Annotated in this window: 26 protein-coding genes; 12 read left to right on the top strand and 14 right to left on the bottom strand. The window is 60.1% G+C overall.

Features of this window, described 5'->3' with window-relative positions; translation table 11 throughout:
• The first annotated feature begins 81 nt into the window (after positions 1 to 81).
• A complete protein-coding gene (gene pdxY, locus J3A65_RS17875) occupies positions 82 to 957 on the top strand; it encodes a pyridoxal kinase PdxY (protein WP_343060998.1) in 876 nt (291 codons plus the stop codon).
• 68 nt (positions 958 to 1,025) lie between these two features.
• Entirely contained in the window at positions 1,026 to 1,700 is a 675-nt protein-coding gene (locus J3A65_RS17870) for a carbonic anhydrase (RefSeq protein ID WP_209902602.1), read from the top strand.
• A gap of 21 nt (positions 1,701 to 1,721) precedes the next feature.
• Here J3A65_RS17870 and J3A65_RS17865 read toward each other — a convergent pair whose 3' ends face one another.
• The 3 genes from J3A65_RS17865 to J3A65_RS17855 all read right to left on the bottom strand — a co-directional run bounded on the left by J3A65_RS17865 (position 1,722) and on the right by J3A65_RS17855 (position 4,080).
• Positions 1,722 to 2,534: a lytic murein transglycosylase gene (locus J3A65_RS17865; RefSeq protein ID WP_062462825.1), complete on the bottom strand. Its 813-nt coding sequence runs from the start codon at positions 2,532 to 2,534 to the stop codon at positions 1,722 to 1,724.
• A 202-nt stretch (positions 2,535 to 2,736) separates the two neighbouring features.
• A complete protein-coding gene (locus J3A65_RS17860; protein ID WP_209902600.1) occupies positions 2,737 to 3,771 on the bottom strand; it encodes an aspartate-semialdehyde dehydrogenase in 1,035 nt (344 codons plus the stop codon).
• Positions 3,772 to 3,885: 114 nt separating this feature from the next.
• The gene (locus J3A65_RS17855) at positions 3,886 to 4,080 is read right to left on the bottom strand and encodes a hypothetical protein (RefSeq protein WP_156461724.1); all 195 of its coding nucleotides are present in this window, start codon (positions 4,078 to 4,080) and stop codon (positions 3,886 to 3,888) included.
• A gap of 88 nt (positions 4,081 to 4,168) precedes the next feature.
• Between J3A65_RS17855 and J3A65_RS17850 the strand changes: the two genes are divergently transcribed.
• The 5 genes from J3A65_RS17850 (at position 4,169) to J3A65_RS17830 (ending at position 10,381) form a co-directional block, all read left to right on the top strand.
• Positions 4,169 to 5,932 carry an alkaline phosphatase gene (locus J3A65_RS17850; protein WP_209902598.1) on the top strand — a complete coding sequence of 588 codons (1,764 nt, stop codon included), beginning with the start codon at positions 4,169 to 4,171 and terminating at the stop codon, positions 5,930 to 5,932.
• 141 nt (positions 5,933 to 6,073) lie between these two features.
• The gene (locus tag J3A65_RS17845; RefSeq protein ID WP_245341581.1) at positions 6,074 to 6,544 is read left to right on the top strand and encodes a hypothetical protein; all 471 of its coding nucleotides are present in this window, start codon (positions 6,074 to 6,076) and stop codon (positions 6,542 to 6,544) included.
• Positions 6,545 to 6,548: 4 nt separating this feature from the next.
• Positions 6,549 to 7,238 carry an ABC transporter ATP-binding protein gene (locus J3A65_RS17840; protein WP_209902596.1) on the top strand — a complete coding sequence of 230 codons (690 nt, stop codon included), beginning with the start codon at positions 6,549 to 6,551 and terminating at the stop codon, positions 7,236 to 7,238.
• On the top strand, positions 7,235 to 8,503 hold the full coding sequence (locus J3A65_RS17835; RefSeq protein WP_209902594.1) for an ABC transporter permease: 1,269 nt from the start codon (positions 7,235 to 7,237) through the stop codon (positions 8,501 to 8,503). Before J3A65_RS17840 ends, J3A65_RS17835 begins: the two co-directional genes overlap by 4 nt.
• Before the next feature lie 162 nt (positions 8,504 to 8,665).
• Complete coding sequence (locus J3A65_RS17830; protein ID WP_062462807.1) at positions 8,666 to 10,381, top strand: MFS transporter; 1,716 nt, start codon at positions 8,666 to 8,668, stop codon at positions 10,379 to 10,381.
• A 79-nt stretch (positions 10,382 to 10,460) separates the two neighbouring features.
• On the opposite strand, the gene leuB is transcribed toward J3A65_RS17830, so the two are convergent.
• The 4 genes from leuB to J3A65_RS17810 form a co-directional block, all read right to left on the bottom strand.
• On the bottom strand, positions 10,461 to 11,570 hold the full coding sequence (leuB, locus tag J3A65_RS17825; protein ID WP_092665118.1) for a 3-isopropylmalate dehydrogenase: 1,110 nt from the start codon (positions 11,568 to 11,570) through the stop codon (positions 10,461 to 10,463).
• Positions 11,571 to 11,615: 45 nt separating this feature from the next.
• On the bottom strand, positions 11,616 to 12,005 hold the full coding sequence (locus tag J3A65_RS17820; protein ID WP_184655582.1) for a RidA family protein: 390 nt from the start codon (positions 12,003 to 12,005) through the stop codon (positions 11,616 to 11,618).
• A 10-nt stretch (positions 12,006 to 12,015) separates the two neighbouring features.
• Positions 12,016 to 12,621: a 3-isopropylmalate dehydratase small subunit gene (leuD, locus tag J3A65_RS17815; protein ID WP_209902592.1), complete on the bottom strand. Its 606-nt coding sequence runs from the start codon at positions 12,619 to 12,621 to the stop codon at positions 12,016 to 12,018.
• 126 nt (positions 12,622 to 12,747) lie between these two features.
• Entirely contained in the window at positions 12,748 to 12,990 is a 243-nt protein-coding gene (locus J3A65_RS17810) for a hypothetical protein (protein ID WP_062462792.1), read from the bottom strand.
• Between the two features lie 143 nt (positions 12,991 to 13,133).
• Between J3A65_RS17810 and J3A65_RS17805 the strand changes: the two genes are divergently transcribed.
• Complete coding sequence (locus J3A65_RS17805) at positions 13,134 to 14,009, top strand: CoA ester lyase (RefSeq protein WP_209902590.1); 876 nt, start codon at positions 13,134 to 13,136, stop codon at positions 14,007 to 14,009.
• Positions 14,006 to 14,212 carry a DUF1737 domain-containing protein gene (locus J3A65_RS17800; protein ID WP_184655584.1) on the top strand — a complete coding sequence of 69 codons (207 nt, stop codon included), beginning with the start codon at positions 14,006 to 14,008 and terminating at the stop codon, positions 14,210 to 14,212. Before J3A65_RS17805 ends, J3A65_RS17800 begins: the two co-directional genes overlap by 4 nt.
• A gap of 34 nt (positions 14,213 to 14,246) precedes the next feature.
• On the opposite strand, the gene J3A65_RS17795 is transcribed toward J3A65_RS17800, so the two are convergent.
• Positions 14,247 to 14,684: a metallopeptidase family protein gene (locus tag J3A65_RS17795; RefSeq protein ID WP_062462782.1), complete on the bottom strand. Its 438-nt coding sequence runs from the start codon at positions 14,682 to 14,684 to the stop codon at positions 14,247 to 14,249.
• Positions 14,685 to 14,926: 242 nt separating this feature from the next.
• Between J3A65_RS17795 and J3A65_RS17790 the strand changes: the two genes are divergently transcribed.
• The 3 genes from J3A65_RS17790 to bfr all read left to right on the top strand — a co-directional run bounded on the left by J3A65_RS17790 (position 14,927) and on the right by bfr (position 16,498).
• Positions 14,927 to 15,640, top strand: coding sequence for a hypothetical protein (locus J3A65_RS17790; RefSeq protein WP_209902587.1), 714 nt, complete (start codon positions 14,927 to 14,929; stop codon positions 15,638 to 15,640).
• A 95-nt stretch (positions 15,641 to 15,735) separates the two neighbouring features.
• Positions 15,736 to 16,047 carry a (2Fe-2S)-binding protein gene (locus J3A65_RS23380; protein ID WP_062462776.1) on the top strand — a complete coding sequence of 104 codons (312 nt, stop codon included), beginning with the start codon at positions 15,736 to 15,738 and terminating at the stop codon, positions 16,045 to 16,047.
• Positions 16,013 to 16,498 carry a bacterioferritin gene (gene bfr, locus J3A65_RS17785; protein WP_062462773.1) on the top strand — a complete coding sequence of 162 codons (486 nt, stop codon included), beginning with the start codon at positions 16,013 to 16,015 and terminating at the stop codon, positions 16,496 to 16,498. The genes J3A65_RS23380 and bfr overlap by 35 nt, the downstream gene beginning before the upstream one ends.
• 93 nt (positions 16,499 to 16,591) lie before the next feature.
• Here the strand turns inward: bfr and J3A65_RS17780 are convergent, their stop codons facing one another.
• The 6 genes from J3A65_RS17780 to rsfS all read right to left on the bottom strand — a co-directional run bounded on the left by J3A65_RS17780 (position 16,592) and on the right by rsfS (position 22,287).
• Positions 16,592 to 17,125, bottom strand: coding sequence for an RNA pyrophosphohydrolase (locus J3A65_RS17780; protein WP_092665103.1), 534 nt, complete (start codon positions 17,123 to 17,125; stop codon positions 16,592 to 16,594).
• A gap of 15 nt (positions 17,126 to 17,140) precedes the next feature.
• Positions 17,141 to 18,340 (bottom strand): divergent polysaccharide deacetylase family protein, encoded by a 1,200-nt coding sequence (locus J3A65_RS17775; RefSeq protein ID WP_245341580.1) that lies wholly within the window; start codon positions 18,338 to 18,340, stop codon positions 17,141 to 17,143.
• Positions 18,341 to 18,421: 81 nt separating this feature from the next.
• A complete protein-coding gene (locus J3A65_RS17770; protein WP_062462763.1) occupies positions 18,422 to 19,753 on the bottom strand; it encodes a S41 family peptidase in 1,332 nt (443 codons plus the stop codon).
• Entirely contained in the window at positions 19,743 to 21,122 is a 1,380-nt protein-coding gene (locus J3A65_RS17765; protein ID WP_209903598.1) for a murein hydrolase activator EnvC, read from the bottom strand. The genes J3A65_RS17770 and J3A65_RS17765 overlap by 11 nt, the downstream gene beginning before the upstream one ends.
• Before the next feature lie 151 nt (positions 21,123 to 21,273).
• Positions 21,274 to 21,756: a 23S rRNA (pseudouridine(1915)-N(3))-methyltransferase RlmH gene (gene rlmH, locus J3A65_RS17760; protein WP_062463039.1), complete on the bottom strand. Its 483-nt coding sequence runs from the start codon at positions 21,754 to 21,756 to the stop codon at positions 21,274 to 21,276.
• Positions 21,757 to 21,870: 114 nt separating this feature from the next.
• Complete coding sequence (gene rsfS / locus J3A65_RS17755) at positions 21,871 to 22,287, bottom strand: ribosome silencing factor (protein ID WP_062577032.1); 417 nt, start codon at positions 22,285 to 22,287, stop codon at positions 21,871 to 21,873.
• Positions 22,288 to 22,323 lie beyond the last annotated feature (36 nt).

The following is a 22,323-nucleotide window of genomic DNA, read 5'->3' as shown; positions in this document are numbered from 1 at the left end:
AATTTGTCATAGGCGTGTCACGTCTTGTTGACATGCCGACACAGAAATCCGATCAACGGTTCGATAACGTCGAAAGCAAGCATCATGCAGGGTAATTCAGGCGCGGTCATCGTCATTTCCAGCCATGTGATCCGTGGCTCGGTCGGTAACCGGGCCGCCGTCTTCGCGCTCGAGACCCTGGGATATCCCGTCTGGGCCATGCCGACCGTCGTTCTGCCCTGGCATCCCGGGCACGGTCCTTCGACGCGCCTGACGTTTCCCGAATCGGATTTCGACAAGGCTATAGACGATCTCATCCGGGCGCCATGGCTCGGCGAAGTGAAGGCGGTGCTGACGGGCTATTTCGGCAATGCCGCGCAGCCGCGTGCCGTGGCACGACTGATCGAGGCGCTGCGGAAAAACAACCCGGACCTTATCTATGTCTGCGATCCCGTGATGGGCGATCTCGGCGGGCTCTATATCCCGCAGCCGACAGCCGAAGCAATCCGCGACGAGCTTCTGCCGCTTGCCACCATCGCCACACCGAACCGATACGAGCTTGCCTGGCTCTCGGGTGCACCGCTCGATGATAACAATGCGATCATGGAGGCGGCAATCGCGCTCGGGCCGCCGCGGATGCTGGTGACCTCGGCCGTGCCGATGATGACAGGCAGTACAGGCAATCTCTATCTCACCGGCAATCATGCGCTGCTGGCTGAACACCGGCTGATCGACCACGCCCCGAACGGGCTCGGAGACCTGCTCTCAGCGGTTTTTCTCGCCCGCGTCATGTCCGGCATGGATGAAGAGAAAGCCCTGCAAACAACGACTGCCAGCGTGTTCGAAGTGCTGGCGCGTTCGGTAAAGCGCGGGGCCAACGAGCTGACGCTGGAAATGGATGCCGCCAGCCTCTCGACGCCGATGGCGATGGTCCAGATGCGCCGGCTCGTGCATCCCCTTAAGAGGCGCAAGCCGTAAGCTCAAAGAGCATGCCCATCCACACAATGGCCGTTGATTCTCGTCTGGCTGCACGATAATCGTGAGCCATGAGCGAATTTCCAGAAAAACTGCTTTCGGGCTACCGTAACTTCATGAGTGGTCGTTACAGCGACGAGCGGGAGCGCTACCGTGCGCTCGCCGATACCGGCCAGAAGCCGCATACGCTCCTGGTTGCCTGTTGCGACAGTCGCGCGGCGCCCGAGACGATCTTCGACTGCGGTCCGGGAGAACTCTTCGTGGTCCGCAACGTCGCCAACATGGTACCGCGCTACGAGCCCGACAGCCAGTTTCACGGGACATCGGCTGCGGTTGAATACGCGGTGCAGGTGCTCGAGATCCGCAATATCGTTGTCATGGGCCACGGCCGCTGCGGCGGTATCCAGGCAGCGCTCGACGCTTCCATGAAGCCGCTGTCGGAGGGTGATTTCATCGGCAAGTGGATGGGTTTGGTCAGGCCTGCGGCCACGCAGATCCAGAGCAACGACCTGATGACCCAGAGCGAGCGTCAGACAGCGCTCGAACGGGTGTCGATCCGCAATTCGATCGCCAATCTGCAGACCTTCCCCTTCGTCCGCAATCTCATGGAAAAGGGAGAACTCGACATTCACGGCGCCTGGTTCGATATCTCGACCGGCGAGTTGTGGGTGATGAACGAGAAGGGCGATTTCACCCGGCCAGACATCAGTGTACCGGCGATCGACGCCGAGCAGAGCCCGGCCTGATCATTTCAACCGTGTAACGGCTCAGCCGCCGTCGATCTGGGCGCCCATGTATGCGATCGCCTGCTGGTAGACGGTTGCCGCGTTCCAGCCTTGGATGGCGACGAAATTCGGCTCGCCCTGCTGGTAACCGGCGCCTGTACGCCAGCCATGACCCTTGAGGAAGTTGGCGGTCGATGCCAGGGCATCGGCGCGCGAACGGACCATGTCGATATGGCCGTCACCGTCGCCATCGGCGCCGTAGCGGATGACGTTGAGCGGCAGGAACTGGGTCTGGCCGATTTCGCCATGCGCTGCACCCTTTGCAGTGGTGCTGAGATCACCGCGGGCAACGAGCTGCAGGGCAGCGTAAAGCTGTTCGGTAAAGTATGCCGAACGGCGGCAGTCATAGGAAAGCGTTGCGACGGCTGACAGCGTATGCTGGTCGCCCATGTAATTGCCGAAACCGGTTTCCATGCCCCAGATCGCCAGGATCGGACCGGCCGGAACGCCGTAGCGGCGCTCGATCGACGCAAACAGCGCTGCGTTGGATTTCTTCATGGACTTGCCGCGCGAGATGATCGTTGCGCCACCGCGCTTCTTCATGAACTCGTCGAAGGAAAGCTTGAAGCTTTTCTGGCCGCGGTCGGCGCGAATGGTCGGGCGGTTGTAGACGACGTTGGCAAAGGCGCGGTCGAGAACTGCAGGGCTGATACCCTTGGACGGTGCCTGCTGCTTGAAATCGGCGACCCAGCGGTCGAAACCGGCTCCATCATTGCCGCAGGCGGCGGCAAAGGCCGGGGCTGCGGTTGCAAGCGTTGCTGCTGCGATCAATCCTGCCAGAATAGTCTTCATCATGCGGTCAAACCCGTCGAAAGTCCGGATTGCTTGGCCGAAAGCTTCCGGAAGAATTGCGCTATATTCGGCCTTATGACCCCAGTGGCGGATAATCGCAATTCATCTTCCCATGAATAGTTCGTGAAGAGAGACGAATCGAAAAAACCCCGTCATTTCTGACGGGGCTTTCTAAGCGGATTTGCTTAATAAAGTACGTTACTTATTAAGCAGCAACCGTGCGTGGCTTGATGAGACCGCGATTGACCAGAAGTTCGGCGATCTGGATCGCGTTCAGCGCGGCACCCTTGCGCAGGTTGTCGGAGACGACCCAGATGTTGAGGCCGTTTTCGACGGTTGCGTCTTCGCGGATACGCGAAATGTAGGTCGCATCTTCACCGGCACATTCGAGAGGCGTGATGTAGCCACCGTCTTCGTGCTTGTCGATCACGAGGCAACCCGGCGCTTCGCGCAGGATATCGCGGGCCTGATCGGCCGTGATCTCGTTTTCGAACTCGATGTTGACGGATTCGGAGTGGCCGATGAAGACCGGAACGCGAACGGCCGTGCAGGTGACACGGATCTTCGGGTCGAGCATCTTCTTGGTCTCGGCCAGAACCTTCCACTCTTCCTTCGTGTAGCCGTCTTCCATGAAGCTATCGATATGCGGGATGACGTTGAAGGCAATACGCTTGGTGAACTTCTTCGATTCGACCGGATCGGCCACGAACACGGCGCGCGTCTGGGTGAAGAGTTCGTCCATGCCTTCCTTGCCGGCACCGGACACCGACTGGTAGGTGGAAACGACGACGCGCTTGATCTTGGCAAAGTCGTGAAGCGGCTTCAGCGCGACGACGAGCTGGGCCGTCGAGCAGTTCGGATTGGCAATGATGTTCTTCTTGGAGAAGCCGACGATGGCATCGGGGTTCACTTCCGGAACGATAAGCGGCACTTCGGAATCGTAGCGCCAGGCGGACGAGTTGTCGATAACGACGCAGCCCTGCGCACCGATCTTCGGCGACCACTTCTTGGAGGCATCGCCGCCGGCTGACATCAGGCAGATGTCGGTATCGGAGAAATCGTAGTTCTCGAGGTTGGACACCTTGAGCGTCTTGTCACCGAAGGAGACTTCCGTGCCCTGGCTGCGGGCGGAGGCGAGTGCGACGACTTCGTCAGCCGGAAAACCACGTTCGGCCAGAATGTTCAGCATTTCCCTGCCGACATTGCCGGTTGCTCCGGCGACTGCGATCTTGAAACCCATTTCTTTGCTCTCTTTCTGTCTCTCCTCGGTTTTCTGAGGGGGAAGCCCGTGTCGCGCGCGACGCGGTGTTCCTTGTCCCCGGCCGTACCGGGGAGAGAGCGGTGGCCAGAGACGTCAGACGATAATTTTCGTCGTCGTTTTGGCCGTGGTTTTGTCGGAAACCGAAAGGGCAACATCCAGCCGCCCGGCAGATACTGCCAGGTCATAGCACGCAGCAAAGCGAAAGTCGCGGCGAAGCATGGACACTCCTTTTCCAACGCTGCTCATAAAAGATTTTGCCACAGAGTCAAGGTTGATGCGATCGGACATCGGCGCCGTTATCACGTTTCTGTCATTGCACTGTCATCGCATGGGGCTATGCCCGAACCTCTATGCGACGCAACGACGGGGGTTTTCCATGCGTATGCTTCTTGCTGCCTTTGCAGCCACCACAATTCTTTCCGGCGGCGTGCAAGCTGCCCACGCCGCAAACGTTTTTCCGCTTGATCGGGCGACGATCCTGACCGGCTCTCCATTCGATTTCAAGGTCGAGTTCAGCTCGGTCGTGAAGCCTGAGGACGTCAAGATCACCGTCAACGGCCAGGACTACAAGTCTCTGTTCGGCAAGGATGTCGAGTTCGTTGCAGAAGAGAAGAACAAGGACAAGGTCCTCGGTTCCGCCGTCGTGCTGCGCGCACTGACGATCGCGAATGCCGGCGACTACAAGGTTGAGGTGTCTGCTGGTCCGGAAACCAAAAGCGTGACCTGGAACGTCTACGGCACCGCGGCGCAGCCAAAGGCCAAGAACGTGATCTTCCTGATCGGTGACGGTCTTTCCGTGGCGCATCGCACTGCTGCCCGCATCATGGCCAAGGGCATGACCGAGGGCAAGGCGAACGGTCGTCTCGCGATGGACGACATCCCGCCGGCAGCCTTTGTCGGTACGTCCGCGACGGACGCTGTCGCCACCGACAGCGCCAACACGATGTCGGCCTATATGACCGGCCACAAGACAGCCGTGAACGCAATCGGCGTCTATGCCGACCGCACGCCTGACTCGATGGACGATCCGAAGGTTGAAACATACGCGGAAGCGGTCCGCCGCCAGACGAAGAAGTCGATCGGCATCGTCACGACCGCAGAAGTTCAGGACGCAACACCCGCAGCCGTCGTCGCCCATACCCGCAAGCGTGGCGACAAGGCGGAGATCAACGGCATGCTGTTCGACGTCAAGCCGGACGTCCTGCTCGGCGGCGGTTCCGCCTACTTCCTGCCCCAGGCGACGCCTGGATCCAAGCGCAAGGACGACAAGGACTATATCGCCCTGTTCAAGGATGCAGGCTACATGCTTGCGACCAGCAAGGCTGAACTGGCGACGGCCGCCGGCACCAATACCAGCAAGATCCTCGGCCTGTTCCACACCGGCAACATGGACACGACGCTTGACCGCGAATTCCTGAAAAAGGGCACGACGGCGAAGTTCCCGGATCAGCCGGGCCTCGTCGACATGACCAAGGTCGCGCTCGACACGCTGTCGAAGAACCCGGACGGCTTCTTCCTGATGGTCGAAGCTGCAAACATCGACAAGATGTCCCATCCGCTGGACTGGGACCGTGCGGTCGTCGATACGATCGAATTCGACAAGGCGATCGCCGCAGCCCGCGAATTTGCCGACAAGAACCCCGACACGCTGATCATCGTCACCGGCGACCATACCCACGGTGTTTCGATCATCGGTACGGTCAACGATGAAAAGCCGGGCGACGACATGCGCGAAAAGGTCGGGACCTATGCCGAGGCAGGTTTCCCGAACTATATGGACGAGAACAAGGATGGTTATCCTGACAAGGTCGATGTTACCAAGCGCCTGTTCCTGAACGCCAATAACGGCCCTGATCATTACGAGACATTCCGTCCGAAGCTCGACAATCCCTTCGTTCCCGCCATCCAGAACGAAAAGAAGGAATATGTCGCCAACGAAGCCTACAAGGATATCCCGGGCGCTGTTCTCGTGACCGGCATCATTCCGAAAAGCGCCGACAGCGGCGTCCATGCGGTTGACGATGTCGTGCTTCAGGCTGCCGGCCCGGGTTCAGAAGGTTTTTGCGGCTACATGGAGCAGAGCGATGTCTACCGGGTTCTCGCAGAGACTTTCGCGCTTGGCGCAAAGCAGACCAACTGATCAGACCGACTGGGTCTGAACGACCAGGGTTAAAGAGGGGGCATGTCCTGTGGCGTGCCCCTATCTACTTTAGATATCGCGGGACTTGAAGATATGCCTCAGCTGCAGGATGATGACGGCGCTCGACAAGGGAGAGTGATCATGGGAGCGCTCGAGATGGTCGACCGTCGCCAGATGCTCAAGACCTCGCTTGGCATCATTGCCGGCCTGCCGCTGCTGATATCAGGCGCAACCGCCCGCGCAGAAAACGGCCTTTCCTTCGACGAACTCTATGGCAAGGTCAGCGTTCTCGGTCTGGAATTTTCCGACAAGGTCAGGCGGCTGAACGGCCAGGAGATCGCCATGCGCGGTTTCATGGCGCCACCGCTGAAGGCGGAAGCCTCGTTCTTTGTTCTGACCGAAGTGCCGATGTCGATCTGCCCGTTCTGCTCCACCGATGCGGACTGGCCAGACAATATCGTCGTTGTCTATCTCGATGAGAAGCAGACATTCACCCAGCCAAGCCAGACGATCGAGGTGCGCGGCACGCTCGAGATGGGCTCGTGGACCGATCCGGACACCGGCTTCGTGAGCCTGCTGCGGATCCGACAGGCGGAATACGGTACGGTCTGACGACATGATGCCTCTGAAGGTGCAATCCCTCGCCGTCTCGTTTCCCGGTCTGGCGACACCGGTTCTTTCCATCGCGAACCTTGAGATCGCCGCCGGTAGCCGCGTTGCGCTGACGGGCGGGTCGGGATCGGGCAAGAGCACGCTTCTCAATATCATTGCGGGGCTGGAGCGTGTCGGTAGGGGCCATGTGGTCTGGGGCGGGCAGGATATCGCCAGACTGTCGGAAGGCCGGCGAGACCGCTGGCGGGCCGAAAATGTGGGCCTCGTGATGCAGGATTTCCATCTGTTTGCGGGCCTCTCCGCGCTGGATAACGTGCTGCTGCCGGCAAGGCTTTCGCGGGTCTCGACCCCGGATTTGGTGAAAAGAGCACATGAGCTGATCGAGACCGTGGGGTTGAAGCGTACCGGCCAGCCCGTCGAGACCATGTCGCGCGGAGAGATGCAGCGGGTAGCGATCGCCCGGGCGTTGCTGCGCAAGCCGGGTATCATCATTGCCGACGAGCCGACGGCAAGCCTCGATGTCGAAAACGGCGAGGCGGTCGGGGATCTGCTTTTGTCGGTCGCGGCCGGTGCCGGCAGCACACTTGTTGTGGCGACGCACGACCAACGCATGATCGAACGCCTCGACCGGCGCATCGTGCTCAGGGGCGGGTGCATCGTCGGCGATGATGTTGTCGGGGAGGTGGCGGCATGATCCGTTTTATCATCGCCGACCTGCGGCGTCTCTGGCTGGGCTGCGCCGTCGTGGTGCTTCTGGTTGCCTTAGCTACGGCGCTCGGGGTTGCCGTGACCCTGCAGGAACGGTCGCTGCGTCTCGGCAGTGCCCGCGCCGCCGACAAGTTCGATCTGGTGATCGGCGCCTCCGGCAGCGAAACGCAGCTGATCCTCTCCTCGATCTTTCTCCAGCCCGCGCCGCTGCCGCTGGTCGATGGAGAGCTACTTTCGAAACTTGCCGCCGATCCGCGTGTCGCCTGGGCAGCTCCCGTCGGTTTCGGCGATTCCTTTGCCGGCTATCCGATCGTGGGAACGACGACGACGCTTGTGACCAGCACGACGCCGGGCTTTGGCGAGGGGCGTACGTTTGCCGCGGAAGGCGAAGCGGTTCTCGGCGCTTCCGTCATTCTTCCGGTCGGCGCCGTCGTCAAGCCGATACATGGAACAGCCGAAACCGGTGGTCCAACCCATACGGACATCGCATACAAGGTCGTGGGCAAGCTGAAACCGACCGGCACGCCATGGGACCGCGCCATTCTCGTGCCGATCCAGGCCGTATGGCACGTTCATGGTTTAGGCGCTGAGCATGAGCACGAGGACGCAAGCACGGAGCCTGCGGCAGCTGTCGCCTCTACCACCCATGACGAAGACCATCATCACGGCGGCATCGATCCGGATGCGCCGCTCGTCGAGGATTTCGGGGCTGATACCCCCGGCCTTCCAGCGATTCTGGTCAAACCGAAGTCGATTGCCGATGCCTATCGCCTGCGTCAGGCCTATCGCGGCAATGGCACGGTGGCGGTCTTTCCCGGCGAGGTGCTGACCGGCCTTTATGCGACGCTTGGCGATGCGAAAATGGTGTTGAGTGCGGTCGCTGCGGGATCGCAGGCTCTTGTCGCGGCGGCACTGGTGCTGGTGACGGTGATCCATGTGGGGCAACGGCGCCGGCAGATCGGCGCGCTGCGCGCGTTCGGGGCACCGCGCGGCGCCGTCTTCCTGATCGTGTGGCTGGAGCTTCTTCTCCTGGTTGCGCTCGGCATCGGGCTCGGCTTCGTCTTCGGGCTACTGGCAGCGCAGTTCGGCGCCCATCTGTTTACCGCGAAAAGCGGGGTCATCCTGCCGGTCAGGTTCACGAGAGACGACGTACGTCTGGCACTTTTTCTGCTGGGCTTTGCAGCGGTCCTTTCGGCCGTGCCGGCACTTCTTGCCTATCGGCAGTCGCCCGCCCAGGCGCTTCGCTCCTGACCACTCCGGGCTACGTCATTAGACGAAAGTCATAAGCCGAAAGCATGTCTCATCCGGCGTGCCAAATTCTGTCACTCTGCAACGATTGCGCTAACCTGTCTGGCCGAGGAGGAGAATGGCCGGACAGGAAGGCACGGAGTTCATCTTGTTGGGAGGACGACAATGGCACACGTCGCAACGGCAGCCCGGACGAAGGCTAGCCCCATGACGCGCGAGGAAAAGAAGGTCATCTTCGCCTCGTCGCTGGGTACCATTTTCGAATGGTATGATTTCTATCTCTACGGAACGCTTGCCGTCATCATCGGCCGGCAGTTCTTTTCGGCGTTTCCGCCCGCCACGCAGGCCATCTTTGCACTGCTGGCCTTTGCTGCAGGCTTTCTCGTCCGCCCCTTCGGCGCACTGGTCTTCGGACGGCTCGGCGATCTTGTCGGACGCAAATATACCTTCCTGGTCACGATCGTGATCATGGGCCTATCGACATTCTTTGTCGGTCTTCTGCCGAGCTACGAGCAGATTGGTGCAACGGCGCCCATCCTTCTCATCGCGCTGCGCATGTTGCAGGGCCTGGCGCTCGGTGGCGAATACGGTGGTGCTGCTGTCTATGTGGCGGAGCACGCCCCGCCCGGTCGCCGCGGATTTTACACGGCCTGGATTCAGACGACGGCGACGCTTGGCCTGTTGCTGTCGCTCGCCGTCATCGTGACGCTGCGCGTCAACATGGGTGAAGAAGCCTTCGCCACCAGCTATCCGGTCATATTCGGTCTGCTGGGCGGCTGGCGCATTCCGTTCCTCGGATCGGCACTGCTGCTTGCCGTCTCCATCTACATCCGCTTGCAGATGAACGAGTCTCCCGTCTTCCAGAAGATGAAGGAAGAAGGCACCCGTTCGAAGGCGCCTCTGACGGAAGCCTTCGGCACCTGGAAGAACGGCAAGATCGTGCTGATAGCACTGTTCGGCCTTGTCGTCGGCCAGGCCGTCGTCTGGTATACCGGCCAGTTCTACGCGCTGTTCTTCCTGCAGAGCATCCTGAAAGTCGACCTTCTGACGGCGAACGTACTGATTGCCTGGTCGCTTCTTCTCGGCACACCATTCTTCCTCGTCTTCGGTGCGCTGTCTGACCGCGTGGGCCGCAAATGGGTCATTCTGGCAGGCTGCGCGCTCGCAGCGGTCACGTACTTCCCGCTGTTCCACGCATTGACCAATACCGCCAATCCGACCTACGCGGCAGCGATCAAAAACGTCCAGATCCAGGTTTCGGCGGATCCGGCGACATGCGGATCCCTGTTCGACCCGGTTGGTATCAGAACCTTCACGCAGCCCTGCGACGTCGCGCGACGCACGCTGTCGCAGCAGGCGTTTACCTACACGCTGGTGCCAGCAGCCGCCGGTGCGCCAACCACGGTCAGCGTGGCGGGCACGGACGTTCCCGTTGCCAATGTGACGTTGCCGGACGGCAAGACCGAAACCTTCGCCCAGCGTCTCGGTCCGGCCAGCGTGGCAGCCGGCTACCCTGCCGCCAACGATGCTGCCAAGGTGCGTGTGGATGGCTTCTTCGCGGTGTTCGGCAATGCCCAGGCTTTGACGGTCATCGCCATTCTCTGGGTCATGGTCGTCTATGTGACGATCGTCTACGGCCCGATCGCCGCGGCGCTGGTGGAGTTTTTCCCGACACGCATCCGCTATACCGCCATGTCGCTGCCGTATCACATCGGCAACGGCTGGTTCGGCGGGCTGCTGCCGGCCACCTCCTTCGCGATCGTTGCCTCGACCGGGGATATCTATGCCGGCCTCTGGTACCCGGTCGGCTTTGCCGTTCTCACGATCATCATCGGCGCGGTCTTCGTGAAGGACCGGCGCAATATCGATCTTAACGACTGATCAGTCATCAAAAAGAAGGGCCCGGCGGAGACGTCGGGCCCTTCGTCGTTTCAGGGAAGTGGTCCCCTCGCGGGATGCCTCAGGCCGAAAGACCGGCAAATTCCTTGAGGATGGCGTCGCCCATGTCGCCGGTGCCGACCTGGCGGCAGCCGTCAGCCATGATGTCGCCGGTGCGGATGCCCTGGTCGAGTACCGTGGCGATCGCCTTTTCCAGGTTGTCGGCTTCGGTGATCATGTTGAACGAATAACGCAGGCACATGGCAAACGACGCGATCATGGCGATCGGGTTGGCAATGCCCTTGCCGGCAATATCCGGTGCCGAACCATGGACCGGCTCATAAAGCGCCTTGCGCTTGCCGGTCTTGCCATCGGGGGCGCCGAGGGACGCGGACGGCAGCATGCCGAGCGAACCCGTCAGCATGGCCGCAACGTCGGAGAGCATGTCGCCGAACAGGTTGTCGGTGACGATGACGTCAAACTGTTTAGGGGCGCGAACCAGCTGCATGCCGCCGGCATCGGCCAGCATGTGGTCCAGCTTCACATCGGAATACTTGGCCTTGTGGATCTCGGTGACGACCTGGTTCCACAGCACGCCGGATTTCATCACGTTGCGCTTTTCCATCGAGCACACGGCATTCTTGCGGGTGCGCGCCAGTTCGAAAGCAACGCCTGCGATGCGTTCGATCTCGTAGGTGTCGTAGATCTGGGTATCGATGCCGCGCTTCTGGCCGTTGCCGAGATCGATGATTTCCTTCGGCTCACCGAAATAGACGCCGCCGGTCAGTTCGCGGATGATCAGGATGTCGAGCCCGTCCACCAGTTCGGGTTTCAGCGAAGAGGCGGCGGCAAGCGCCGGATAGCAGATGGCCGGGCGCAGATTTGCGAAAAGCTCCATATCCTTGCGCAGACGCAGCAGGCCGGCTTCCGGGCGCACCTCATAGGGCACACTATCCCATTTCGGACCGCCGACGGCGCCGAACAGGACGGCATCGGCCGCCATCGCTTTTTCCATATCCGCGTCGGAAATGGCGGCGCCATGCGCATCATAGGCGCAGCCGCCGACCAGACCTTCGTCGGTGACGAAATCGGCACTCATGGCGTCGTTCATATGGGCGATGATCTTGCGCACTTCGCCCATGGCCTCTGGACCGATGCCATCACCGGGAAGCAGGAAAAGGTGTTTTGCCATTGTGCAGATGTCCTTGATTGTTCAGGCGGCGGTTGGGCAGCTGTTTCAGGAAGCGCCGGCACCGATGCGTGCGGTCACTTCGATCTCGATTTTCATTTCAGGGGTGGTGAGGCCGCAGACGATCATGGTCGCTGCCGGCCGAATCTGGGCAAATACCGATCCGACGACCTCGACCACGGCATCGTAGTCGGCCATGTCGACGAGATAATAGCGCACGCGGACCACGTCCTTCAGGCTGCTGCCGGCTTCGCCAAGCGCTTTTGCGATAGTGGCGAGCGCGTTGCGGGTCTGGTCAGCGACATCGTCAGGCATCACCATCAGGGCATAGTCATAGCCCGTCGTGCCCGAGACATAGACCATGTCACGGTCAACAACTGCGCGGGAATAGCCGATCCGCGCTTCGAAGGGTGATCCCGAGGAGATATGCGTGACCATCTGATGACCCTCAGAGCCAGGGGCGTTTCGTGCTGTTCTTGTCCTCGAAACTCGAGATCACGGCGTCGCTCTTTAATGTCGAAGCAATATCGTCGAGACCTTCCAAGAGGATCTGGCGTCGGCCGGGATCGATGTCAAAATGCAGCGAGCCGCCATCCGGACCTGTGATCTTCTGCGCTTCGAGATCGATCGAAATGACGGCATTGGAGCCGCGATCCGCATCGTCGAGCAGCTTTTCGAGATCTTCTGGAGACACGATGATCGGCAGGATGCCGTTCTTGAAACAGTTATTGTAGAAAATATCGGCAAAGCTGGTCGAGATCACGCAACGGATGCCGAAATCGAGAAGTGCCCAAGGCGCGTGCTCACGCGACGAGCCGCAGCCGAAATTGTCGCCAGCCACCAGGATCTTGGAATTGCGATAGGCCGGCTTGTTCAAGATGAAATCCGGGTTTTCTGACCCATCCTGATTGTAGCGGGATTCTGCAAACAGTCCCTTGCCGAGACCGGTTCGCTTGATCGTCTTCAGGTAGTCCTTGGGAATGATCATGTCGGTGTCGATGTTGACGACCGGAAGCGGCGCTGCGACGCCTGTGAGTTGCGTGAACTTGTCCATGATCTGCCTCCAAGGGAGTTGTCGTGAAGGCCAAATAAAGCAATTTGCCACCGATTTGAAGGGCATTATGCCTTCAACCGGTACTCCGCTGCGCCAGAGCGCGCAGGCGGAGCGAACATGATGACGCTAGAGGTCGATGATGGTACCGCGGCCGTCGTTCCACACACGGATATCACGGCTGGCCGGCTTTGGTCCGAACGATTTCGCTCGCACAGGTACAGGGTTCAACCTGGTCGAGATCGCCCTACCAATTGAAAGAAGGACGAGAATGCCGGCAAATGCGACGGTCAGAGACGCTGTAAAGAGCGCCGCCATGGCAAGCACCGCAATAGCTGAGGCGACGACGAAAAATGCACGAATGTTTTGCATGGATCATACCTTTCAACGTCTGAAATGTGGGACCGGCGGGCCTCGCTTACAAGTGGTTTCGCGACCTCCTGTCTTGCCGAGGGCCAAAAAGCTTGTCACAACCACGTTATGACTTTTCCCAATGATTACATGGTCCCGAAGCGATGGCCGCTTTGATCCGGCGCTCGCTCCTGAGCGTTCCCGCGAGCAACACCCGTGCGCTTTCGAAAATCCCGCAGCTCGACTGCGACGGCGTGATTTTCGATCTGGAGGATTCCGTGGCCTCCGGGCAGAAGGCGGAAGCGCGGGATAACCTCCGCAGAAGCTTTGCCAAGCTGAATTCCGATGGTCTCGAGACGGCTATCCGGATCAATCCGCTCACAAGCGAATTCGGTCCTGCGGATCTCGAGCTCATCGTCGAACTTCTGCCGGATGCGGTGGTCATTCCCAAGGTTGAGCATGCGGACGACGTCCGGGTGATCGCCGAGCGCCTTTCTCAGGCGGGCGTGCCGGAGAGGGTCTCTATCTGGGCGATGATCGAAACGCCGCTCGGCGTCCTCAACGCCGCCGAAATCTCGAGCGTGGGCGGACGGATCAAATGCCTCGTCGTGGGGCTCAACGATCTTCGCAAGGCAACGGGTGTTTTGCCGCAACCGGGGCGGGCCAATCTCATACCCTGGTTGATGCAGGTCGTGCTGGCGGGCAGGGCCTATGGTGTCGATGTGATCGACAGCGTGTTTAACGATTTCAAGGACGAAGCCGCGTTCGAAGCCGAGTGCGCCCAGGGCCGCGCCATGGGATTTTCAGGCAAGATGCTGATCCATCCGGCGCAGATCGACGCGGCCAACCGTCATTTCGGTCCTGATGATGATGCGCTTGAAGAGGCGCGCGCCATCATCGAGGCCTTCCGCCAGCCGGGAGCCGAAACGCTCAACGTCATCAACCTCGACGGCCGCATGGTCGAGCGTCTGCATCTCGAAGATGCGGAAAAGCTCGTCGCCAGCGCGGCGGTCATCGCCAACAGAAAGAGAAAGCCATGAAAGTATATCGTTTCATCACCGGTCCTGACGATGCCGCCTTTTGTCACCGGGTGACGGCGGCGCTGAACAAGGGCTGGGAACTCTCCGGTTCGCCAAGCTACGCCTTCAACGGCAAGACGGGCGAGATGCATTGCGGCCAGGCCGTGATGAAGACCGTAGAAGGCAAGGAATACAGCCCCGAGATGAAGCTCGGCGAGCAGTAAAAAGCTAGGCCGAGGTGTGTCTGCCAGCGTTGGATCAGCGCTGGCTTGCTTCCTCGGCGCTCGCCTCGATGCGCTCCATGTCGTCGTCACTCAGGCCGAAGTGATGGCCGATCTCGTGAATGAGGACGTGGGTGATGATATCGCCCAGCGTTTCCTCGTTCTCTGCCCAGTAATCGAGGATTGGCCGGCGATAAAGCCGGATGCGATTCGGCAGTTCGCCGGTTTCCACCGTAAACCGCTCGGAAATGCCACGTCCTTCGAACAGGCCCAAGAGGTCGAACGGCGTTTCGAGCGCCATGTCTTCAAAAACGTCGTCGTCCGGAAACTCCTCGACCTCAATGGTGAGGTTCGTCGTGAGTTTGCGGAATTCGTCCGGAAGGTGGCTGTAGGCTTCTAATGCCAGCGACTCGAACGTGCTGATCGTCGGCGCATGGCGATCCTGCCAATCATCGGTCTGGTCAATGCGGGCCATGGGATCTCCTTCCAACTCAGGCACATATAATACCTGAAGCAGCTATTTCGAGAAAAGAATCATTGCGATAGCTTTTAGAGGAAAAGATTCCTGATCGGGAGCTGTTGACTCTTTGCCACGTGTCTGGAATCCATAAGAACATAAAGCGAACATTATCGATGGAGTTAACGCCATGGCCAAAGGTGCCTGGGCGCGGGAGAGACTTTTGCCCTGCGCAAGCCGATCTCGGAGACGGAAAGCGGTTGGCGAGCTTGCTCGTGATGCTCGCGTCTGGTCTGGATTGGAACCCGCATGACCGCCTGTTTTCGATTCCCTCTGGCGCATGGACAGAGGCGTATTCTGACACTCGTGTTCCCGCGTCTGTCAACCGACAGAATCGCGCGCCGCCGCTGGGGTATGGACTGGCGGTCTTCCCGCCATCACGATCATCCACCGATCATCCACCGATCGTCTTTGCCGGGCGCCACGCCGACAGGATGTGCCTGACAGCGCTCGACGCCGCCGCCGAACGCCTTAACCTGAAGCTGGGACAGGGCGTTTCAGAAGCGCGAGCGATCTTTCCGGAGCTCGACGTGATGGACGAAGACGATGATGCCGACGCGGCGCTTCTGATGGCGCTCTCCGACTGGTGCGACCGATATACGCCACTGGTGACGCTAGAAGGGCGAAACGGGCTCTCTCTGGATATCACGGGCTGTGCGGATTACGGTGGCGGAGAGCAGGTCTTGCTCGGCAATGCCTCCCGCAGACTCCGTCAGATGGGTTTCGACGTCAAAGGGACACTCGCATCTTTGCCGGGCGTGTGGAGCGATTCTGCTTCTGCCGCGGACGGAAACTGTGGCGGCGCGTTGTTTCGATCGAGTGACGTCCGAGCCTTTTCAGAGATATCGCAGCGACACAGCAGCCGGTTAGGCATCACTGCCTCCGATCACGGATCGTTGATAAGGGGGTTATGATATGTCAATTACCGGGCTGGATTCTTTCTTGACATCGCTTGTCCTCTTTTGCAAAAAGTCTGTATCGAGGTCAATGTTCTCCAGGTCGATCCAAAATGCTGGTTTGCAGTTGCAATTACATCACCGAAAGGGAGATCAAGGATACGATCATCCAACTCCTCACTGAGGACTGTTGGCAGCTGATCGTTCCCGTCAAGGTCTACCATGCGATGGAAAAACGCGGCCGTTGCTGCGGTTGCTTTCCCAATGTCGTTGATCTGATCATCAAGACCACTGAGGAATATCACGCCCAGCGGCACTCGACGGAAGCTGACGTGATCGTCTATATGTCGCGCTTGAAACAACTCCACGAAGAAAACAGGAGAGCGGACATTGAAAGGCGACTTACAGGTCATCGAGCGGCTTAACGAGGCACTTTTCCTCGAACTTGGCGCTGTGAACCAATACTGGCTGCACTATCGTCTCCTGCATGATTGGGGTTTTACCAAGCTTGCCAAGAAGGAGCGGGCCGAATCCATCGAAGAGATGCAGCATGCCGATCGTCTGATCGACCGCATCATCTTTCTCGAGGGTCATCCGAACCTTCAGACGCTGGCACCGCTTCGCATCGGTCAGAACGTCAAGGAAGTTCTAGAGGCCGATCTGGCTGGTGAATACGATGCCCGCACCGCCTACAAGGCGTCGCGTGATATCTGTCACGCCGCCGGAGACTATGTCTCCATGAAGCTTTTCGAACAGCTGCTGATGGATGAAGAGGGTCATATCGACTTCCTGGAAACGCAGCTCGAACTTCTCTCGAAGATCGGCGAAGAGAGATACGGCCAGCTCAACGCGGAATCAGCCGACTCCGCTGAGTAAAGCTCAAATCATCGACACTCTATCGCTCGAGCCCGGTGGAAGTTGCTTTCACCGGGCTATGCTTTATCCGACCAGCGCTAATCGGACGTGCAATCAGCCCGCCGGCGAGAGGTGGGCAAATTCCGCGACGACCCGGTCATAGACCGAGCGCTTGAACGGCACGATCAGGCCGGGCAGATCCTGCATCGGCTTCCATTCCCAGGCATCGAATTCAGCCGTATGGCCGCCCGGCGGCGGGTTGATGGCGATCTCGCTTTCATCGCCGTCAAAGCGGAAGGCAAACCAGCGCTGCGTCTGGCCGCGATACTTTCCCTTCAGTCCGATACCGATCAGGTGTTCCGGAAGATCGTAATTGATCCACTCGCCGGCTTCGGCAAGCAGCGTGACGGAACGCATGCCCGTTTCTTCGTAGAGTTCACGATAGGCGGCGGGCAGGGGATCTTCGCCCTTGTCGATCCCGCCCTGCGGCATCTGCCACAGTTGCGGAGACCCGTCGAATTCGCTGTTGCCGGCAGCAATGCGGCGTCCGGCCCAAACGAGGCCCTCGCTGTTGAGCACCATGACCCCGACGCAGGGACGATAGGGAAGATCGTCCGCTTTCACCGGTTTCTTGTGATCCTTGGCCATATCATTCCCCTTGCTTCAAGGTGCCACGCTCTCGCGGGCAAGCGTCGATACACCGACGATTTCTACACCGCGTTGCGAGGCTTCGTCGGCCCATTTGCGGATCGCCGCGATGCTCTCGTCGAAGGCGGAGGCGATGCCGATTGCCGTTCCCTTGCGTTGGGCTATCCGCTCCAGTTCGTCAAGTTTCTTGAGGATCGCGTCGGATTGAAGCTGACCGTCCAGGGTCAGGTCACCGAAGGCGTGCGGCAGTTGCATCGCCTTTGCCAGCACCTCCGTCTTCGACTGGGCCGAGGTGCCGTCATCGAGGAACAGCAGGCCGCGGGAGGCCATGTCGCGCAGGACAGGCTCAAGCGCCTTGACGTCGGAGAGATAGCGGCCGCCCTGGTAGTTCATGATCCCCGTATAGTTGGTGATCTCGCCCATCGCCACATGCAGTCGCTCAAGGTTCTTTGCGGCAGGATCCTTGACGAGAAGCGTGCCTGGTCCGGGGTCGTTGGCCGGATAGTCGTAAGGCTCGAACGGGACCTGGATGAGGATTTCGTGGCCCGCGCGGCGCGCTTCCTGCATCCAGCGCTGCAGGCTGTTGCCGCTTGCAGCAAGGCCCAGCGTTACGCTTGGCGGCAGTTGCTGGATTGCGCGCTGGGTGCCCGTCTGGCTGAGGCCGAGGCCACCGACCACGATCGCGATCCTCGTGCCGCGGGCGCCGGACCAGGGTCGTGCATACTGGTCCATGGGTCGCATGCCATCCTCGCCGAGGATCGGCAGTTTGCCGTATTCCGTGTCTTCCAGAAGAGACGTATTCGGCTCTGCCGCAAATCGCGGGTCCTGGCCAATTCTCTGGGCATTGATAAGGACGGGACCGTTTCCATCCCTTGCGCGCGGCGTGTATTTTGTCACGACCGAGCCGTCCGCCATCCGGTTCTGCTCAATGGTCGCGCCGGAATTCGGATTGGACCGGGGCATGCCGTTGGGGTTGGCATTTTCGGGAGAAACTGCATCATCGGCAGGTGTCTTGGGGGCGATCGCCGTGGAGGAGGGGGGCTCGCTCGAGGCGATGCGCTCAAGCTGAGGGTCGTTTCGCATCGCATAGATCGACAAGCCGACGACGGCAATCACGCCGATGCTTCCTAAAACGGCAACGGCCGACAGGCGACGCGCCGTTCGTCGCTTCGGCGGCCGGTTTTGACCGAGCGGTGCATGGAGATCGCTGCCCAAGGGATATGCCCGCGTCTGCGCTGCCGAAATGAATGCGGTCAGGCGGCTGTGATGAAACAGCCGCCTGACCGGTTTGCCTGATTAGTTCTTGACGGCGGCCGCAGCCTTGTCCGGGCTAGCCGGGAAGGACGGGTCTGTCTTTGTCCCATGCAGCAGGTCCATGGCATAGTTCAGCTGCAGGTCGTCCTTGGTTTCCGGCGGCACATAGGCAGCCGAACCGGAACCTTCGTCTGTTTCGGCCGCACCCTGGATATGGCCCTTGAGGCTGGATTCGCCCTCGGCGCGGACCTTGCCCTGCAGTTCCGGCGGCAGCGGCTGTTCGACCTTGATGTCAGGCGTGATGCCCGTTCCCTGGATCGACTTGCCGGATGGCGTGTAATAGAGCGCCGTTGTCAGACGCAGCGCACCGGATTCGCCGAGCGGAATGATCGTCTGGACGGAGCCCTTACCGAACGAGCGGGTCCCGACAACAGTCGCGCGCTTAAGGTCCTGAAGGGCACCGGCGACGATTTCAGACGCCGAAGCCGAGCCGCCGTTGACGAGCACAACCACCGGCTTGCCGTCAGTCAGGTCGCCAGGGCCGGCATTGAAGCGGCGTGTCTCATCTGCATTGCGGCCGCGGGTGGAAACCACTTCGCCGCGTTCCAGGAAGGCGTCGGAGACGTTGATCGCCTGATCCAGCAGACCGCCCGGGTTGAGGCGCAGGTCAAGCACGAAGCCCTTCAGCTTGTCCGCAGGCACGTCGGCCTTGATCTTCTTGATCGCCTTTTCGAGATCGTCATAGGTCTTCTCGGTAAAGGAGATGACGCGCACATATCCGATGTCGCCGCCTTCGACGCGGGATTTCACGGCGCGCACGGCAATGATGTCGCGCATGACGGTGATGTCGAGTGGCTTGTCGGCACCCTGTCGGATGACCGTCAGCTTGATCGGCGTATTGACGGCGCCGCGCATCTTTTCGACGGCGTCCTCAAGTTTCAGGCCGCGAACAGCCTGGCCATCGATTTCAGTAATGAAGTCGCCGGCAAGAATGCCAGCCTTGGATGCCGGCGTGTCGTCGATCGGAGTGATGACCTTGACGAGCTCGTTCTCCATCGTCACTTCGATGCCAAGACCGCCGAATTCACCGCGCGTCTGGGTGCGCATGTCTTCGGCATCTTTGGAATTCATGAAGCTCGAATGCGGATCCAGCGAGCTCAGCATGCCATTGATGGCATTTTCGACCAGCTTGTTTTCATCCGGTGGCGTCACATACTGGGCGCGAACCCGCTCGAACACGTCGCCGAAGATCGACAGTTCCTTATAGGTGGAAGCCCCGGCGGCCTGAGCCGGGACACCGGCCGAATAAATGACGCTCATCGCGGTCGCACCCAACAGTGCTCCGACGATGACAAGAGAAGCCCTACGAATCATTTCGCGCCCTTCCAGTTTCTTTGCTGGCCCACCACGGTTTAGAATCAACCGGAGTGCCGTCTTTTCGGAATTCAATGTAAAGCGTCGGGCGATCCGTTTCCAGCGCCAACGCAGTCGCACTTGCTACTCTTTTCTCACCCATGGCAGCGATCGGTTCGCCAGCAAAGACAAACTTGCCCTGCCGCGCGTTGACCATGTCCATTCCTGCCAGAACAACATGATAGCCGTCGCCGGCGTTCAGGATGATCATCTGGCCATAGCTCCGGAATGCACCGGCAAACACGACCAGCCCATCGGCCGGTGCCGTCACCACTGCGCCGGGGTTGGAGGCCACGGTCATACCGCGTGCCGGGTGTCCCGTTCCGTCTGCATCGCCGAACGCACGCAATATTTCGCCGGCAACCGGAAGCTCCAGTTTTTGCCTGAGGCTTGAAAACGCGTATGCGGGCGCAATGCGGTTTTTGTCGGGCACACCGCTTTCGGCCAATTGCCGGGCTTTCTCCCGTTCCTCTTCGGACATCTGCCGACGGCGCTCTTCCTCGGCACGGGCCAGATCCATGCCTTCGCGCACGGATGCGATCTGTCCTTCAAGCCCCTGAATAAGATCCTGAAGCGAGGTGGCGCGGCCGACAAGTTCCTGAGAACGCGCGCGTTCTGCGGCCAGCTGTCTTTCGTTCTCGGCATTCAGCTTGGCGTTTTCGGCGAGCAGCAGGTTCATGCGCCGCTCTTCCTCGACGCCTGCCGTGATGGTTTGCGAGACGGTTTCCTTTTCCTTGGCCGCCTCTGCCTGAAAGCTCGCGAGATTTTGAAGATCTGTGACCAGCCTTTCGGCCTCCGCCCGCATGCCGGGCACGACGGCGCCGAGCAGGATCGCGCTTCTGACGGAGCCGAGCGCGTCATCGGGGGAGACGAGCAGCGCCGGCGGCGGGCTGCGGCCCATGCGCTCCAAAGCACCCAGCACTTCGGCGAGAATGGAGCGACGCCCCCTCAAGGCCACGCGGATCTTGTCTTCCTGCACTTTCAGCGAAGCGAGCTTGTCTTCGCTCACCTGGATCTTCGACTGCAGATCCTTGCGGCGTGCGGCTGAATCGATCAGGGCCTGGCGCATATCCGCAGACGTCTTCTTGATGCCGGAAATGCTGTGCTCGATCTGAGCGACCTTTTCCGACGAAAGGCTCATGCTTTTAGCCAGCACTTCCAGCTCGCCGCGGGTCTCATTGCGTCTCTTCTGAAGATCGGCGGTCGGATCCGCCAAGGCTTCGGTCGCGGGCGGGGAGGGCTGGGCCGCAGGCGGTGCCGCTTCCTGTGCTAAGGCAATCCAGTGAAAGGGCGGCAGACGGAGAGGCGCGAAGGCAAGCGCCGATGCCATCGCTGGCAGCGCAAGGCCCAGGGCTATGGCTCTCCTGATCGTCATTGCGTTCTCGAATCTGCAGCGGACCTGCGAAGGCTAGGCTGATTCGCCGGGGCCAGCCATAAACAACATCGTGTTTCGCAACATCGGCCCGGAAGGTAAACGAAGTCTAAACGCGGTGGTAGGGATGGCCTGAAAGGATGGTCACGGCGCGATAAAGCTGTTCGGCTATGAGAATGCGGACCAGCTGGTGCGGCCAGGTCATCGAGCCGAGATTGAGGACGACATCGGCGCGTGCGCGAAGATCGGGGTCGAGCCCATCGGCGCCGCCGATCGCAAGCATCATGTCGCGCTTGCCGCCGTCCTTGTATTTGTCGATCAGGCCGGCAAATGCCTCGCTGTCCAGCGCCTTGCCGCGTTCATCAAGCAGAACGAGGATGGCGCCATCGGGAAGGGCCTTTTCGAGAGCGGCCGCTTCCTCGCGCTTGCGCGTTTCAGCATTGGAGGCGCGGCTTTCCGGCACTTCGATCATCCTGGCAAGTTCGAGCCCGATCGCGGGCCCGGCCTTGGAGAAACGGTCGAGGTAACGGGACGCAAGATCCTTCTCCGGTCCGGCTTTGAGCCGTCCCACGGCGAAAAGGCTGATGCGCATGTCCTGATCCGTTGTTCTCAGAGCTCTCGGCTGCCACTGCGCCGGCACGTCGTCAACGCGCCGCCGTTAGCATGCAACCGTCGCCCCTTGTCGGCTCAGGAACGTCCCGGCCTGTTAGTGAAGCACTGTGCCTTCCTCGACATCCGGAGCGGCCCACATCTTTTCGATGTTGTAGAACTCGCGGATTTCGGGGCGGAACACATGGATGATGATATCACCAGTGTCAATCAGCACCCAATCACCCGTCTCCATGCCTTCGACACGGGCCCCGCCGAGGCCCTCTGCTTTCAGGTCGGTGATGAGGTGATCGCAGATCGCCATGACATGCCGGCTCGATCGTCCTGAGACGACGACCATGTAGTCTCCGAGAGCGGATTTTCCGGCAATATTGATGGTGACGATATCTTCTGCTTTGGAGTCCTCGAGGCTCGTGAGGACCTGATCGAGGGCATGGGCGGCGGCATCGTCGCCACGTTCCAGGCTCTGCGGAATGACGGAGGCCGTCCTTCCCTTGGCGTGTACTGTTGTCAGGGTCGTTCCTTTCGTCCGGTAACAGCAACATCCTCT

It is taken from the genome of Rhizobium sp. PvP014 (genome assembly GCF_017876855.1).
Classification (GTDB): Bacteria; Pseudomonadota; Alphaproteobacteria; order Rhizobiales; family Rhizobiaceae; genus Neorhizobium; species Neorhizobium soli.
The sequence above is the reverse complement of the archived record's forward strand: the minus strand, read 5'-3'. Positions and strand labels throughout refer to the sequence as shown.

Bases quoted from the DNA above. Each gene is read 5' to 3' on its own strand.
- leuD (WP_209902592.1), bottom strand. From the start codon at position 12,621: ATGGACAAGTTCACGCAACTCACAGGCGTCGCAGCGCCGCTTCCGGTC.
- J3A65_RS17770 (WP_062462763.1), bottom strand. From the start codon at position 19,753: ATGATTCGTAGGGCTTCTCTTGTCATCGTCGGAGCACTGTTGGGTGCG.
- rlmH (WP_062463039.1), bottom strand. From the start codon at position 21,756: ATGCGCATCAGCCTTTTCGCCGTGGGACGGCTCAAAGCCGGACCGGAG.
- J3A65_RS17835 (WP_209902594.1), top strand. From the start codon at position 7,235: ATGATCCGTTTTATCATCGCCGACCTGCGGCGTCTCTGGCTGGGCTGC.
- J3A65_RS17850 (WP_209902598.1), top strand. From the start codon at position 4,169: ATGCGTATGCTTCTTGCTGCCTTTGCAGCCACCACAATTCTTTCCGGC.
- J3A65_RS17780 (WP_092665103.1), bottom strand. From the start codon at position 17,125: ATGGCCAAGGATCACAAGAAACCGGTGAAAGCGGACGATCTTCCCTAT.
- leuB (WP_092665118.1), bottom strand. From the start codon at position 11,570: ATGGCAAAACACCTTTTCCTGCTTCCCGGTGATGGCATCGGTCCAGAG.
- J3A65_RS23380 (WP_062462776.1), top strand. From the start codon at position 15,736: ATGCTGGTTTGCAGTTGCAATTACATCACCGAAAGGGAGATCAAGGAT.
- J3A65_RS17855 (WP_156461724.1), bottom strand. From the start codon at position 4,080: ATGTCCGATCGCATCAACCTTGACTCTGTGGCAAAATCTTTTATGAGC.
- J3A65_RS17810 (WP_062462792.1), bottom strand. From the start codon at position 12,990: ATGCAAAACATTCGTGCATTTTTCGTCGTCGCCTCAGCTATTGCGGTG.
- J3A65_RS17795 (WP_062462782.1), bottom strand. From the start codon at position 14,684: ATGGCCCGCATTGACCAGACCGATGATTGGCAGGATCGCCATGCGCCG.
- J3A65_RS17765 (WP_209903598.1), bottom strand. From the start codon at position 21,122: ATGGCATCGGCGCTTGCCTTCGCGCCTCTCCGTCTGCCGCCCTTTCAC.
- J3A65_RS17805 (WP_209902590.1), top strand. From the start codon at position 13,134: ATGGCCGCTTTGATCCGGCGCTCGCTCCTGAGCGTTCCCGCGAGCAAC.
- J3A65_RS17870 (WP_209902602.1), top strand. From the start codon at position 1,026: ATGAGCGAATTTCCAGAAAAACTGCTTTCGGGCTACCGTAACTTCATG.
- J3A65_RS17800 (WP_184655584.1), top strand. From the start codon at position 14,006: ATGAAAGTATATCGTTTCATCACCGGTCCTGACGATGCCGCCTTTTGT.
- J3A65_RS17830 (WP_062462807.1), top strand. From the start codon at position 8,666: ATGGCACACGTCGCAACGGCAGCCCGGACGAAGGCTAGCCCCATGACG.
- J3A65_RS17865 (WP_062462825.1), bottom strand. From the start codon at position 2,534: ATGATGAAGACTATTCTGGCAGGATTGATCGCAGCAGCAACGCTTGCA.
- J3A65_RS17840 (WP_209902596.1), top strand. From the start codon at position 6,549: ATGATGCCTCTGAAGGTGCAATCCCTCGCCGTCTCGTTTCCCGGTCTG.
- J3A65_RS17860 (WP_209902600.1), bottom strand. From the start codon at position 3,771: ATGGGTTTCAAGATCGCAGTCGCCGGAGCAACCGGCAATGTCGGCAGG.
- J3A65_RS17820 (WP_184655582.1), bottom strand. From the start codon at position 12,005: ATGGTCACGCATATCTCCTCGGGATCACCCTTCGAAGCGCGGATCGGC.
- J3A65_RS17845 (WP_245341581.1), top strand. From the start codon at position 6,074: ATGGGAGCGCTCGAGATGGTCGACCGTCGCCAGATGCTCAAGACCTCG.